The following is a 13,754-nucleotide window of genomic DNA, read 5'->3' as shown; positions in this document are numbered from 1 at the left end:
CGGCAAGCCCGCCCCGAAGCGCGGGAAGCCGCGCAAGCGGTCGTAGCGGGCAGGCGGGCACCCGCCCGCGCCTGACCCGGGCACCGCCCGCCGCTGACCCCTGGCGCCGCCCGCCGCTGAATCCGGGCGCCGCCACATAGCCGTACGCCGGACCCGGCCCGCTCCCACGCAGCGGTCGCCGGACGTCGAAGCCGGCCCCTACTCGTCCGCCGGGGGCCCCGGCGCTCCCGCTCGCAGGCCGTCCATCACCAGGTCCAGGAGGCGGCCCGCTCGGGACTGCCAGTCGCCGTGCGGGTCGATCAGCCAGAGGCCGCCGATCGCCAGCATGAAGTCGTCGGGGGTGACGCCGGGGCGAAGGGCGCCCGCCTTCTCGTTCGCGGTCAGCAGCAGCGTCACGGCCTCCGTGAGCGGGCCGTGGGCCAGGCTCTTCATCGTGCCGCGGGCGGCCGTCGCCTCGCGCAGCGCGTCCGCGAGGCCGGCCTTCGCCATCGCGTACTGCGCGAGCCGGTCCATCCACTCGCGCAGCGCCACCTCCGGCGGCCGGGTGCACAGCAACTGGGCCGCCGTGTCGGCGACTTGCTGTACCTCGTACCGGTACACCTCGAGGACGAGCGCCTCCCGGCTGGGGAAGTTGCGATAGAACGTGCCCTGTCCGACGCCCGCCTTCTTCGCGATCGCGCTCAACGGCGCGTCCGCCGAGTGCGTCAGTTCGGCCAGGGCCACTTCGAGGATGCGCTCGCGGTTGCGCTGCGCGTCGGAGCGGAGCGCCGGCTTCTTCGGGTGCCCCACGCGTCCTCCTTCGGCCGTGGCCAGGAAACGTCCTTGCTAGGCGGACAGTTGTCCACTACGTTCGTGAACCGTAAAAGCGGACAGATGTCCGTTCAGGTTCGTCCACCATAGCGGCGTACGCGGCCGAGGCCCATGCCGAGGCCGCCCCGCCCCGTCGCACAGCGCCGATTCTCCTCGCACGAGACACGCGAAAGAAGGCTGCTCATGTCCCCGGCCGAGACGTCCACGTCCAGCGCCGTCACCCTGAACATCAACGGGGAGAAGCACACCCTGCCCGTCGATCACCGCACCACGCTGCTCGACGCCCTGCGCGAGCGGCTCGACCTGACCGGCACGAAGAAGGGCTGCGACCAGGGGCAGTGCGGTGCCTGCACCGTCCTCGTCGATGGGCGCAGGGCCGTGTCCTGTCTGCAGCTCGCGGTCGCCGCCGAAGGCCGTGAGATCACCACCATCGAGGGCGTCGCCCAGGGCGACCGACTGCACCCGGTGCAGCAGGCGTTCGTCGAACTCGACGGATTCCAGTGCGGCTACTGCACACCGGGCCAGATCTGCTCGGCCCTCGCCGTCCTGGAGGAGCACGCGGCGGGCTGGCCGTCCGCCGCGACCGAGGACGTGCGGCCCGAGGCCGGGCCGCCACCCCTCACCCCGGAGGAGATCAGGGAGCGGATGAGCGGGAACCTGTGCCGCTGCGGCGCGTACGTGTCGATCGTGCAGGCCGTCGCCCGGGCCGCGGCGCAGACCACCGACGGTGCGAAGGAGCAGGTGGCGTGAGGGAGTTCGGATACGAGCGGGCACTCGACGTGCCGGGCGCCGTGGCGGTCCTCGGCGGCGACCCCGAGGCGCGGTACCTCGGCGGCGGCACCAATCTCGTCGACCTGATGAAGGCGGGCGTCGAGCGTCCCGCCCGCCTCGTCGACGTACGCGAACTGCCGCTGGACCGCGTCGAGCCGACAGCGGACGGCGGGCTGCGGATCGGTGCCACCGTCACCAACAGCGACCTCGCCGCGCACCCCGAAGTGCGGCGCCGCTACCCGGCGCTGGCGCAGGCCGTGCTCGCCGGCGCTTCCGGGCAGCTGCGCAACATGGCGACTGTCGGCGGCAATCTGCTCCAGCGCACCCGCTGCGCCTACTTCACCGACATCGGCAAGCCGTGCAACAAGCGGGTTCCCGGCAGTGGCTGCCCGGCCGTGGCCGGCGAACACCGCAACGGCGCCATCCTCGGCGCGAGCGAGCACTGCGTGGCCGTGCACCCCTCCGACATGGGCGTCGCACTCGCCGCGTTCGACGCCGTCGTGACGTACGAAACCGCCGCCGGGCCGGGGATGCTGGCGCTCGCCGACTTCTACCGTCCCGTCGGCGACACCCCGCACCTGGAGACCGCGCTGCCCGCCGGCGCGCTCATCACCGGGGTCACGCTGCCCGCAGCGCCGGTCGCCGCGCACTCCCGCTACCGCAAGGTCCGCGAGCGCGCCTCGTACGCCTTCGCGGTCGGCTCCGTGGCCGCCGCCCTCGACGTACAGGACGGCGTCGTGCGCGACGCGCGGCTCGCGTTCGGCGCGGTCGCGTCCCGGCCCTGGCGGGCCACGGCCGCCGAGCGGGCGCTGATCGGCGGCCCCGCCGACGCCGACGCCTACGCCGCCGCGGCCGACGCCGAGCTCGCCGCGGCCCAACCGCTGTCCCAGAACACGTACAAGGTGCCGCTGATCCGCAATCTCGTCGTGGCACTCCTCACCGAACTCGAACAGCACGGACCGGAGGGCGCCCGATGACCACCACGGCGAAACCGGACGCGGTCGGCGTCGCACGCACCCGGATCGAGGGCCGCGACAAGGTGACCGGCGCGGCCCGCTACGCGAGCGAGATCCCGTTCACCGAACTCGCCCACGGCTGGCTGGTGCTGTCCACGATCGCGCGCGGCCGGATCCGGGCGATCGACGACGCCGCCGTGCGCGCGCTGCCCGGCGTGCTGACCGTGCTGCACCACGGCAACGCGCCACGGATCAAGGACGACGTCATCGGCGCGCTCGGCCGCCCCGACCCGATCGTCGAGGTCTTCCAGCACGACCGGGTGCCGCACGCCGGCTGGCCCGTCGCGCTCGTCGTCGCCGGGACCTCCGAACAGGCCAGGGAGGCCGCGGAGGCGCTCGTCGTGACGTACGACGAGGAGCCGCACGACGTCTCCTTCGACGCCGACAAGGAGGGCGCGTACGTCCCGCAGGACGCCGAGACCGTCAAGGGCGACGTCGAGGCCGAACTCGCCGCGTCCACCGTCGTGCTGGACGCCGCGTACACCACGCCCGAGCAGCACCACAGCGCCATGGAGCCGCACGCGGTCACCGTGCGCTGGGACGGCGGGCGCCTGGAGGTCTTCGACTCCAACCAGGGCAGCAAGTGGGTCGCCGACGACCTGGCGAACCTGTTCTCCCTCGACCTGTCCGCCGTCCGGGTCCGCTCCGAGCACGTCGGCGGCGCCTTCGGCTCCAAGGGACTCAGGTCGCACCACGTGGCCGCCGTGATGGCCGCGACCGAACTGCAGCGCCCGGTGCGGATCGCGCTGACCCGCCGTCAGGTGTTCGCGATCACCGGCTACCGCAGCCCCACCGCCCAGCGGGTGCGGCTCGGCGCCGACGCGGACGGACGGCTGCGTGCCTTCGCGCACGAGAACCGGTCGATGACCTCTACGCTGCGCGAGTTCGTCGAGGGCAGCGCGGGGTTCGGCCGCACCATGTACGACTCCGTCGCCCACCACAGCGTCGACCGGGTCGTGCCCGCCGACGTCGGCACGCCCACCTGGATGCGCGCGCCCGGCGAGGCGCCCGGCTCGTTCGCCGTCGAGTCGGCGATGGACGAGCTCGCCGAGAAGCTCGGCATGGACCCGATCGCGCTGCGCGTGCGCAACGAACCGACGGCGGGCCCGATCTCCGGACTGCCGTTCAGCAGCCGCAACCTGCTCGCCTGCTTCGAGGAGGGCGCCCGCCGGTTCGGCTGGGCGGATCGCGACCCCCGGCCGCGGGTGCGCCGCGAGGGCAACCGGCTGATCGGCACCGGCGTCGCCGCCTGCACCTTCCCGTCCGGCGCGGCACCCTCCACGGCGTCCGTGACCGCCGAACCCGACGGCACCTTCACCGTCCGGATCACCGCGGCCGACGTCGGCACCGGCGCGCGCACCGCCCTCACCGTGCTCGCCGCCGACGCGCTCGACACGGCGCCCGAGCGGGTCCACGTCCGCATCGCCGACAGCGACTTCGGCGCCGCCTGGGTCGCGGGCGGCTCCATGGGCACCCGCTCCTGGGGCTGGGCCGTGATGGCCGCGGCCCGGGACCTGCGCGAGCAACTCACCCTGCGCGGCACGGAGATCCCGGCGGCCGGCGTCACGGTCACCACCAACACCGCCGAACTCATCGCGCAGCTCGCCCAGAAGGAGCGGTACGCGTTCGGCGCGCAGTTCGCCGAGGTCGCCGTCGACGTCACCACCGGCGAGGTGCGGGTCACCCGGCTGCTCGGCGTCTTCGCGGCGGGCCGCATCGTCAACCCCCTCACCGCGCGCAGCCAGTTGGTCGGCGGCATGACCTGGGGCCTGTCCATGGCGCTGCACGAGGAAGCGGTCAGGGACGAGACGTTCGGCAGCCACGTCGGCGCGGACTTCGCGGGCTACCACTTCGCCGCGAACGCCGACGTGCCCGTCATCGAGGCCGACTGGGTGCCCGACGAGGACCCCGACGACCCCGTCGGCATCAAGGGCGTCGGTGAGATCGGCATCGTGGGCACCGCCGCCGCCATCGCCAACGCGGTGTGGCACGCCACCGGTTCCCGGCAGCGCCACCTGCCGATCCGGCCCGACCGGGTGCTGCTCGCCGAGGCGGACAGGGCCGGGCACGATGCTTGACCTCGCCGCCGAGCTCGGCGCATGGGCCGCGCAGGGCCGGGGGTTCGCCGTCGCCACCGTCGTGTCGGTGAGCGGCAGCGCACCCCGCCCGCCCGGCGCGGCCCTCGCCGTGGACACGGACGGCCGGGCCGTCGGCTCGGTCTCCGGCGGCTGCGTCGAGGGTGCGGTGTACGACCTGTGCGCCGACGCCCTGCGGGACGGGACGGTGCGCAGGGAACGGTTCGGGTACAGCGACGACGACGCGTTCGCGGTCGGCCTGACCTGCGGCGGGTCCGTGGAGGTCGTCGTCGTGCCCGTCCTGGCCGGCTCCCCGTCCCGTACGGCGGTGGAGTCGGCGCTCGCCGTCGCGGCGCGCGGCGAGGCGGTCGCGGTGGTCCGGATCCTCGACGGGCCCGGTGACCTCGCGGGCGGCGGGGTGCTGGCCGTCCGCCCCGACGGCACGTACGAGGGCAGCCTCGGCTCGGCCGACGACGCGGGGCTCGCCGCCCAGGCCAGGGCGCTGCTCGACCTCGGGCGGACCGGGATCTGCGAGGTGCCGGAGAGCTCGGCGCGGTGCGGTGGCGACATCACGCTGTTCGTGGAGTCGAGCGTGCCGCCCGCGCGGATGATCGTGTTCGGCGCCGTCGACTTCGCCGGGGCGCTGGTGCGGGTCGGCAAACTGCTCGGGTTCCACGTCACCCTGTGCGACGCGCGCGGTGTGTTCGCGACGCCCGAGCGGTTCCCGGACGCGGACGAGGTCGTCGTCGACTGGCCCGACCGGTATCTGCGCTCGACCGCGACGGACGAGCGGACCGTGCTCTGCGTCCTCACGCACGACGCCAAGTTCGACGTGCCGCTGCTGGAGGTCGCGCTGCGGCTGCCCGCCGCGTACGTCGGGGCGATGGGCTCCCGGCGCACGCACGACGACCGGCTGCGGGCCTTGCGCGAGGCGGGCGTGGGGGAGCGGGAGCTGGCCAGGCTGCGGTCGCCGATCGGCCTCGACCTGGGCGGGCGCACACCGGAGGAGACGGCCGTTTCCATCGGGGCGGAGATCGTCGCGGTGCGGCGGGGCGGGACCGGGGTGCCGTTGCGGGGCGGCGACGGGGCGATCCACCGGGCCGGGTAGCGCCGTGGCGCGTGCGGACCGTTCGCGGGGCGCCCCGCACGGGGCGTCCGGCGTGGGCCGCGGCGATCGGACCAGGGGCCGGTACCGCGACCGGGCTCAGCCGTCGGGCCCGGCCCGCCGCCGGCGCAGCCGGGCAGGCCACGTGCGGGTGTCACGGGGTTCCACGTACGGTTCCTCGCCCTCCGGGTGGCCGCCGGAGATGGCGCGCTGGCGGGCCAGCTCGGCGTCGAGTTCGAGGCCGAGGAGGATGGCGAGGTTCGACAGCCACAGCCAGATCAGGAAGACGACGACGCCGCCGAGGGTGCCGTACGTCTTGTTGTACGAGCCGAAGTTCGCGACGTACAGGGCGAACCCGCCGGATGCCACCAGCCACAGCAGCACCGCGAGCAGACTGCCGGGGCTCAGCCAACGGAAGCCCGGGCCTCGGACGTTGGGCGCCCGCCAGAACAGCAGCGCCACCATCAGGACCACCAGGACGAGCAGCACCGGCCACTTCGCGATGTTCCACGTGGTCACCGCCGCGTCACCGACCCCGATGGTGTCACCGGCCCGCCGTGCGAGCGGCCCGGTGAACACGACGATCAGCGCGCTGATCGCGAGCAGCACCATGAGGGTCACCGTCAGGGCGAGGCGCAGCGGCGTCAGCTTCCACACCGGGCGCCCCTCCGGCAGGTCGTACACGTCGTTCGCCGTGCGGATGAACGCGGCGACGTAGCTCGACGCCGACCACACCGCGGCCAGCAGGCTCACCACCGCGACGACCCCGCTGGGGCCCGCGTTGTCCTGCAACTCCCGCACCGCGTCGTCCAGCAGGTCACGGACCGGGCCCGGCGTCAGGTGCCGCAGGTTGTCCAGGACCGCCCGGGTCGCCGACTCGCCGATCACCCCGAGCAGCGACACGAGGACCAGCAGGGCGGGGAACAGCGACAGGACCCCGTAGTAGGTCAGGGCCGCCGCCTTGTCGGGCAGACCGTCGTCGAGGAACTCCTTGCCGGTCCGCCGCAGCACCGCAAGCCAGGAGCGGGCGGGCAGCTCGGTCGGGTCCTTGGGCTCCTCGGTCCGCTCGGGTTGCGCCGGATCACTCGCCACGCGCGTCATGATGCTCCCTCGAGTCCGGTGGTGGCAGGGGTGATTCAGACGTCCCGCCGCACCGCGTCGTGGATCGCGGACGACGCTCCGGCTCAGGCCCGCACCGGCGGCCGGCCCCAGTGCCGGTGCTCGGCCACGGCGCGGGTGAACTGCCGGAGGAACTCGGGCTGGGCCGTGCCCGGCGACGTGTCCGTGACCACGCCCCGGTCGGTGGTGAGCGGTCCGTTCGCCGGATCGTCGGCGCGCACCGTGTCGCGCTGCTCCTGTTTGCGGTCGGTCACCCTCTTGCTCCTCACGTACGGGGGTCGGTGCGGCGCTCAGGACGGGACGGTGCCCTGTCCCGGGCTCGGCTCGGCCCTGCTGATCTCGGCGAGCGCCGACTCCGGGTCGCGGTGCTCGGCCAGGTCGCCGAGGCTGACGACGCCGACCGGCAGTCCCTCGCTCACCACGGGGAGACGGCGCACCGCGTGCCGCCGCATCAGGGAGACCACGCGCGTCGTCTCCTCGTCCGGCGCCACGTACAGCGGGTCCGGCGTACAGACGTCGCCCGCCTCGATGACCCGCGGGTCCGCGCCCTCCGCGACGACCCGCAGCGTGATGTCGCGGTCGGTGAGCAGACCGAGCAGCCGCCCGCCGTCGACGATCAGCACACTGCCGATGCCCTCGTCCCGCATCACCTGCGCGGTCTGCGTCAGGGGCGTGTCCGGGCGGACCGCCGCCACACCCTCCGTCATCACGTCACGCACCAGATGCGTCATGCCCTGGCCCCTCTCCGCGTCGTCCTGCGTCGTCCTGCGTCGGCCCGTGTCGGCCCGTCTCGTCCGGGCGTTCACCCGGCGCGGAGTACCCGTGCGCCGCTCCCTCATGTCCGGCCCCGGCGAACGATCCGGATCAGGGCGCGTACGCGGACGGATTCCGGGACGAACGTGCCCGACCCTTCGTTGCGTACGATCCGGGTGACGGCGGAGTGGAGCGGAGGGGCCGCGTGACGGACCGGCACACGGATCACGGAGCACCCCTGGCCCGGTTCGCCGGCGCGATCCTCGTGGTGTGTCCGCGCTGCGGCGGCCGGGCGACCGTGGCGCAGCGGCCGGGGCTGCCCGAACTGCGGTACGCCATGGAGCTGTTGTTCCGGCCGCGGCGGCTGGTCTGCGCGGGCTGCGGCGCGACGGACGACTGGGAGGCCGAGCGGCGGGGCTCCGCCCTCATCGGCGTCACGCTCGGCGGCACGGAGGACCCCTACTTCGGCCGCCCGCTGTGGCTGCAGGTCCGCTGCGCGGGCCATGTGCTGTGGGCGTACGACGCGGACCATGTGGACGCCCTCGCCGCGTACGTCGGGGCGCGCCTGCGGGAGCGCGGCCCGGCGTCCCCCACGACGGCGATGGTCCCGCGGCTGCCGCGCTGGATGACCGCGGCCGACCGCCGCACCGAGGTGCTCGCGGCGCTGGCCGCGCTGCGTGCCCAGGCCGCCCGCACGTCCCCGGAGGACCGCTCCGACGTGGCCCACGAGCGGGCCGACCGGCCCCGGCCGCGCCGGAGTTCGTACCACCGTGGCGGCCCGTACTGACTGACCTCAGCCGACCGGCTCGCGTGCGGGCTCCGGCACCGTACGCGACCCGCGCGTGCCGCCGCGCCCCGAACTGCCGCCGTTGAACGCCAGGTTGAGCCCGAACGCCAGCAGCGTCGCACTCGTCACCGGCGAACCGAGCACGATCCCCACGCCCTCGGGGAACCGCGCGTACAGGTCCGGTGCCACCTCGGGCGCCATGCCGACGCCGATGGACACCGCCACGATCAGCAGGTTGTGGGTGCCGTCGAAGTCGACCTTGCGCAGCGTCGTGATGCCGACGGCCGCGACCGTCGCGAACATCACGAGACCCGCCGCGCCGACCACCGGCTGCGGCAATCCCGCCACGAGCGCGCCCAGTTTCGGGACGAGCCCGAGCACGACGAGCAGCGCGCCCGCGACCGTGGCGACGTGCCGGCTGCGCACCTTCGTCATGGTCACCAGACCGACGTTCTGCGCGAACACCGTGTCCAGGAAGGCGTTCATCACGCCGCCGAGGACCCCGGAGAGCCCGTCGGCGGCGAGGCCACGCGCCATGTCGGCCGTCGTCAGCCGCTTCCCGGTGAGTTCGGCGACCGCGATCAGATCCGCGGTGGACTCGGCGAACAGGACCAGCATCACCACGCACATCGACAGCACGGCGACGGCCGGGAACTGCGGGGCGCCGAAGTGGAACGGCGCGCTGACCCCGACCCAGTCCGCCGTCCGTGCCGCCGAGAAGTCGACGAGGCCGAGCGGCACGGCGACCGCCGTCCCCGCCAGCAGGCCCAGGAGCACGCCGGTCTGCGCGAGGAAGCCGCGGCCGAAGCGGGCCACGAGCAGGATCACGATCACCACGAACGCGGCGAGCGCGAGCCGCGAGGGCGCCGCGTGATCGGCGGCCTTCGGATCGTTCCCGACGACCAGGTTCACCCCCACCCCGATCAGCGCGAGCCCGACCACCGTGATGACCACGCCGCTCACCAGCGGCGGGAAGAACCGCACCGCCCGCGCGAAGGGATGGGCGACCAGCAGCCCGAACACGCCGGCCGCGAGCATCGATCCGTACACCGCCTGGATGCCGTACTCGCCGGCGATCAGGATCATCGGCGTCACGGCGGTGAACGCGGCGCCCGCCATGACCGGCATCCGCACCCCGAGGATCCGGCCGATCCCCGCGCCCTGGATCATCGTGACGACGCCCGCGACGAGCAGATCGGCGTTGATGAGCACGGCGACCGTCGCGGCATCGAGCCCGGCCGCCGCGCCGAACACCAGCGGTACCGTCACACACCCGGTGTACATCACCAGCACGTGCTGGAGGCCGAGCACCGCGAGCCGGCCGAACCCGGTGCGGTTCTTCTGGGGCGTCGTCACGTCGGCCACCTTTCTAGCGCGCGAAGTTGGCGGCGATCCGCTGCTGGATGTAGTCGGCGGCGGTGATCGGCGGATAGCGGCCCGCGGGCCCCTCGATCACCACGTCACGGTCGGCCTGCGCGAAGAACGCGATGCTGTGGCGCGCCGACCGGTCGTCGTCCGGACCCGGGGACCTGACCCGGTGGAAGTTCGACGGCAGCCGGTCGTCGCTCCACCGCATGAGCATGTCCCCGATGTTGCACGTGATGACGTCGTCGGCGGGTTCGACCGGCGTCCACTCCTGCGCCTCGGCCTCCTTGCCGGGGCACACCTGCAGGCCGCCCTGCCCGTCCCGCTGGAACAGCAGCGTCAGACAGTCGAAGTCGGTGTGCGCCCCGGCCCGCCACACGTCCGCGGGGATCTCGGCGTCCTCGGGCACGGCGAAGTAGTGCAGCATCCGCAGTGTCGACTGGTACTGGTCGCTCGCCGGGTCGTGGGCCCGCGCGAAGAACCCGTCGGGCAGCCCCAGCCGGTCGGCGAAGCAGCCGAGCACGCGCATGGCCAGCTCCCGGCACCGCGCCTCGAACGCGAGCGTGCGTTCCCGGAAGCCGGGGAGCGCGTCGTCGGGCCACAGCCCGTCCATGTGCGGCCGCGTCAGCTGGTACGACTCCTTCTGGTCGGGAGTTCCGATCGACGGACGGACCTGGGTCATCGACTCCCACCCGGAGTTGAGGCCCTTCTTCAGTCCGTGCCGCGCCTTGATCTCCTCGGGCAGCGCGAAGAACCGCTGCGCGTCGGTGAACGCCCCGTCCACGACGGGGCGTTCGATGCCGTGGTTGACGAGCTGGAAGAAGCCGATGTCCGTGGCGGCTGCCCACAGCTCCTCGGTGATCTCGGCCCTGCGGGCCGCGAAGTCGGTGAGGTCGATCCGGCGGATCTCCCGGGCGGAGGTCTCCGTCCCGGCCCCGCCCATGCGGGTCTCCTTGTCGAGCTCGGCAAGCCCGTACGTGATGTCGGTGTCGGTCATCGCGGCTGTCGCTCCTCGAAGCGATCGTGGTGGACAGGACGCAGTCACCGCCCCTGCGATCCCCACCGCGGACGCTCAGAGGTCCGCGGGCACGGTCACGGCGGGCCCCTTGACGGGCCCGGCGCCGTGGGCTGGCGCGGACCCCGCTTCCTGCGGGGCCCGCACGCGATGCGCTCAGCCTGCCCGCCGTGTGTTTCCGCCGGGGCCCATGGTGTTACGCGGCCGTAAAGCCCAGGCCGGCCGCCAGTTCCCGGGACGGCAGCCGGACGTGCTCGCCGTCCCGGACCAGGACCTCGCCGCCGACCAGCACCGCGGCCACGGTACGGCCGCTCCCGACGGTCAGCAGCGTCGCGCCGGGATCACGTACGGGGAGGCACGCGTAGTCCCGGTCGAAGCGGTGCAGCACCAGATCCGCCTGCATACCGGCCCGTACACCGTCCGGCCGCTCCTCCAGACCGAGGACCCGGTTCGCGCCGTTCGCCGCCATCGCGAACATCTCCGGGAATCCGAACAGATCGGCCTTGCGGCGCGCCGCCCGCTGCAGGTACGCGCCGATGCGCAGCGCCTCCAGCATGTCCTGGGTGTCGTTGCTGGCGGCGCCGTCGACCCCGAGCCCGACCCGCAGCCCGGCGTCCAGCAGGTCAGGCACCGGGGCGATCCCGCTGCCGAGCCGCATGTTGCTCAGCGGGTTGTACGAGACCCCGACCCCGTGCCCGGCGAGCGTCGCCCGCCCCGCCGCGTCCAGCTCCACACAGTGCACCGCCAGCAGCCGCTCCCACAGGAATCCGGCCCGCTCCAGATAGTCCACGGCGCCCACGCCCGCGTGCTCGCGGCACATCACGTCGTCGGTCGTGGTCTCCAACAGGTGCAGGGAGACGGGGAGCCCACGCTCCTCGGCGTACGCGCGCACGGTCGCCATCCCGTCCGGCGTGAGGCACCGGGGATTGGGCACCGCGACACCGACCTCCACCCGGCTGCCGCGCGTGGCGGCGATCAGCTCGTCCGTGTGCGCCAGCGCTTCCTCCAGCGGCTGCATCAGACGCGGGTCGAAGCCCCACCTGCGGCTGCGGTCGGCACGGTCGGCGACACCCCGGCAGAGCACCGCCCGCACACCGCTGTCGCGCAGCGCCCGCAGCACGGCGTCGTGCACCTCCGGCGACGGGTGCGGCCACATGTGCTCGACGAGCGTCGTCGTCCCGCTGCGCAACGCCTCGGCCGCCGCGGCGGCCGCTGTCGCGTAGGCCCGCTCCGGGGTGAGCGCGACCGCCTCCTCGCCGACGGCACTCAGCCACGCCAGCAACGGCAGTCCCTCGCCGATGCCGCGCAGACCCGCCTGGAAGAGATGGGTGTGCGTGTTCACGAGACCGGGTGTGAGATGCCCGCCCGCGCCGTCCAAGACCCGGTTGCCGTGGGGGAGTTCACCCTTCGGTACGAGCGCGTGGACGCGGCCGTCGACGAGATGGACGTCGGTCCCGGCATGCCACGCGCCTTCGCTGTACACGGTGACGTCGGTGATCGTGTCGGGCGTCATCGGACCGGTTCCTTCCGGAGGCGGGGCGTGTGGTGGAACAGCAGGTTCAGAGCGAAGGCGACGATCCCGGTGACGGCGATGCCGCTGTCCAGGACGGTGCGGGCGGCGGCGGGGAGCGGCGCGTAGAACTCCGGGGCGCCGACGGGGATCAGGCCGAGCCCGAAGGCGAGCGCGACGGTCAGCAGGTTCCGCGCGTCGGTGAGGTCGGCGCGGGCCAGGATGCGCAGGCCCACCGCGCCGACCGTGCCGAACATGACGAGCGACACCCCGCCGAGCACCGGTCCCGGCACGGCGGCGACGGCCGCGCCGAGCACGGGAACGAAGGCCAGCAGGACCATCAACGCCCCCGACAGGGCGACGACGTGACGGCTCCTCACCCGGGTCACACTGACCAGCCCGACGGACTGCCCGAAGGTCACGATGGGGAACGAGGCGAGAGCGCCCGACACCACGGTGGCCGCACCGTCCGCGCGCAGCGCCCGTACGACGGTGGGTGCGTCGTCGCCCCGCTCCACGATCTGGCCGACCGCGAGGGTGTCGCCGACGGACTCGACCATGTTCACGAGCTGCACGACGAGCATCGCGGCGATCGCCGGGACCAGGAAGACGGGCGCCCCGAAGGCGGTCGGGTGCGGCAGCGACACGGGGGCCGCGTCCGCCACCCCCGAGCCGTCGAACAGGCCGAGGGGCACGGCGAGCACCGTCCCCGCTGCCATGGCGACGAGTACCGAGAACCGGCCGATGGCGGGCGGCGCGAGCCGCTCCACGATCACCACGAGCAGCACGGTCACGGCGGCCAGGGCGAGCCCGCGCCCACCGCCGCCCCCGCCCGTGACGAGCCCCGCCGCGGACGGCACGAGCGAGAACCCGATGACGGCGATGACGGTCCCCGTGACCAGCGGCGGAAACAGATGCAGACACCGTCCGAACCACGGCGCCACGGCCACGGTCACCAGGCCCGACACGATCGTGGCCCCGAACACGGCGGCGAGCCCGTGCTCCTCGCCGATCAGCACGGCGGGGGTGATCGCGGTGAACGTGGACCCCATCACGATCGGCAGCCGGGCCCCGAACCACTTGACGCCCAGCGACTGCAACAGCGTGGCAAGCCCGCTGACCAGCAGATTGGCGCTGATGAGCAGCCGTATCCGGTCCTCGGGAAGGTGCAGCGCGGTGCCCACGAGGAGCGGCATCGTCGCCATCCCCGCGTACGCGACGAGCAGATGCTGCAGACTCAGCGGCACCAGGCGACGCAGCGGCGGCCGGACGTCGACGGGATGCGGGGCCTGTGCGGGCGTGACGGCATGCGCGGCGACAGCCATCGTTCCTCCCTGAAAGCTAGGCGGAAGACGGCTGGTTAGCGCCGGACCCGGTGAACGGACGGCCGCGCACCGGCCGTTGCAGCCATGACCGGTGTGAGGGCGA

General features: G+C 73.7%; 13 protein-coding genes. 5 read left to right on the top strand and 8 right to left on the bottom strand.

The features are described 5' to 3' along the window. Nucleotides 1-198 precede the first annotated feature (198 nt). Nucleotides 199-789 (bottom strand): TetR/AcrR family transcriptional regulator, encoded by a 591-nt coding sequence (locus M4J07_RS03770; RefSeq protein WP_255967133.1) that lies wholly within the window; start codon nucleotides 787-789, stop codon nucleotides 199-201. 204 nt (nucleotides 790-993) lie between these two features. Between M4J07_RS03770 and M4J07_RS03765 the strand changes: the two genes are divergently transcribed. From M4J07_RS03765 to M4J07_RS03750, 4 genes are read left to right on the top strand one after another with little or no spacing between them, the layout of a single operon-like run. Beyond that, nucleotides 994-1,560 carry a 2Fe-2S iron-sulfur cluster-binding protein gene (locus tag M4J07_RS03765; RefSeq protein ID WP_255967130.1) on the top strand — a complete coding sequence of 189 codons (567 nt, stop codon included), beginning with the start codon at nucleotides 994-996 and terminating at the stop codon, nucleotides 1,558-1,560. Beyond that, complete coding sequence (locus M4J07_RS03760; RefSeq protein WP_255967128.1) at nucleotides 1,557-2,558, top strand: FAD binding domain-containing protein; 1,002 nt, start codon at nucleotides 1,557-1,559, stop codon at nucleotides 2,556-2,558. The genes M4J07_RS03765 and M4J07_RS03760 overlap by 4 nt, the downstream gene beginning before the upstream one ends. Next, nucleotides 2,555-4,675, top strand: coding sequence for a xanthine dehydrogenase family protein molybdopterin-binding subunit (locus tag M4J07_RS03755; protein WP_255967126.1), 2,121 nt, complete (start codon nucleotides 2,555-2,557; stop codon nucleotides 4,673-4,675). The genes M4J07_RS03760 and M4J07_RS03755 overlap by 4 nt, the downstream gene beginning before the upstream one ends. Beyond that, nucleotides 4,668-5,780 carry an XdhC family protein gene (locus M4J07_RS03750; protein ID WP_255967124.1) on the top strand — a complete coding sequence of 371 codons (1,113 nt, stop codon included), beginning with the start codon at nucleotides 4,668-4,670 and terminating at the stop codon, nucleotides 5,778-5,780. Before M4J07_RS03755 ends, M4J07_RS03750 begins: the two co-directional genes overlap by 8 nt. Nucleotides 5,781-5,876: 96 nt before the next feature. Here the strand turns inward: M4J07_RS03750 and M4J07_RS03745 are convergent, their stop codons facing one another. The 3 genes from M4J07_RS03745 to M4J07_RS03735 all read right to left on the bottom strand — a co-directional run bounded on the left by M4J07_RS03745 (nucleotide 5,877) and on the right by M4J07_RS03735 (nucleotide 7,627). Then, complete coding sequence (locus tag M4J07_RS03745; protein WP_255967122.1) at nucleotides 5,877-6,878, bottom strand: YihY/virulence factor BrkB family protein; 1,002 nt, start codon at nucleotides 6,876-6,878, stop codon at nucleotides 5,877-5,879. An 83-nt stretch (nucleotides 6,879-6,961) separates the two neighbouring features. Continuing rightward, nucleotides 6,962-7,150: a hypothetical protein gene (locus tag M4J07_RS03740; RefSeq protein WP_255967145.1), complete on the bottom strand. Its 189-nt coding sequence runs from the start codon at nucleotides 7,148-7,150 to the stop codon at nucleotides 6,962-6,964. A gap of 36 nt (nucleotides 7,151-7,186) precedes the next feature. Next, nucleotides 7,187-7,627: a CBS domain-containing protein gene (locus tag M4J07_RS03735; RefSeq protein WP_255967120.1), complete on the bottom strand. Its 441-nt coding sequence runs from the start codon at nucleotides 7,625-7,627 to the stop codon at nucleotides 7,187-7,189. Between the two features lie 227 nt (nucleotides 7,628-7,854). On the opposite strand from M4J07_RS03735, the gene M4J07_RS03730 reads away from it, so the two are divergent. After that, a complete protein-coding gene (locus M4J07_RS03730) occupies nucleotides 7,855-8,436 on the top strand; it encodes a hypothetical protein (protein WP_255967118.1) in 582 nt (193 codons plus the stop codon). A 6-nt stretch (nucleotides 8,437-8,442) separates the two neighbouring features. On the opposite strand, the gene M4J07_RS03725 is transcribed toward M4J07_RS03730, so the two are convergent. The 4 genes from M4J07_RS03725 to M4J07_RS03710 form a co-directional block, all read right to left on the bottom strand. After that, entirely contained in the window at nucleotides 8,443-9,801 is a 1,359-nt protein-coding gene (locus tag M4J07_RS03725; RefSeq protein ID WP_374214987.1) for a nucleobase:cation symporter-2 family protein, read from the bottom strand. 4 nt (nucleotides 9,802-9,805) lie between these two features. Continuing rightward, on the bottom strand, nucleotides 9,806-10,798 hold the full coding sequence (locus tag M4J07_RS03720; RefSeq protein ID WP_255967115.1) for an isopenicillin N synthase family dioxygenase: 993 nt from the start codon (nucleotides 10,796-10,798) through the stop codon (nucleotides 9,806-9,808). A 214-nt stretch (nucleotides 10,799-11,012) separates the two neighbouring features. Beyond that, nucleotides 11,013-12,329, bottom strand: a complete 1,317-nt coding sequence (locus M4J07_RS03715) for an amidohydrolase family protein (RefSeq protein ID WP_255967114.1) — start codon at nucleotides 12,327-12,329, stop codon at nucleotides 11,013-11,015. After that, nucleotides 12,326-13,651, bottom strand: coding sequence for a uracil-xanthine permease family protein (locus tag M4J07_RS03710; protein ID WP_255967113.1), 1,326 nt, complete (start codon nucleotides 13,649-13,651; stop codon nucleotides 12,326-12,328). The genes M4J07_RS03715 and M4J07_RS03710 overlap by 4 nt, the downstream gene beginning before the upstream one ends. Between the last annotated feature and the right edge of the window lie 103 nt (nucleotides 13,652-13,754).

This window comes from Streptomyces longispororuber (assembly GCF_024448165.1).
In the GTDB taxonomy this organism is placed as follows: domain Bacteria; phylum Actinomycetota; class Actinomycetes; order Streptomycetales; family Streptomycetaceae; genus Streptomyces; species Streptomyces longispororuber_A.
The sequence above is the reverse complement of the archived record's forward strand: the minus strand, read 5'-3'. Positions and strand labels throughout refer to the sequence as shown.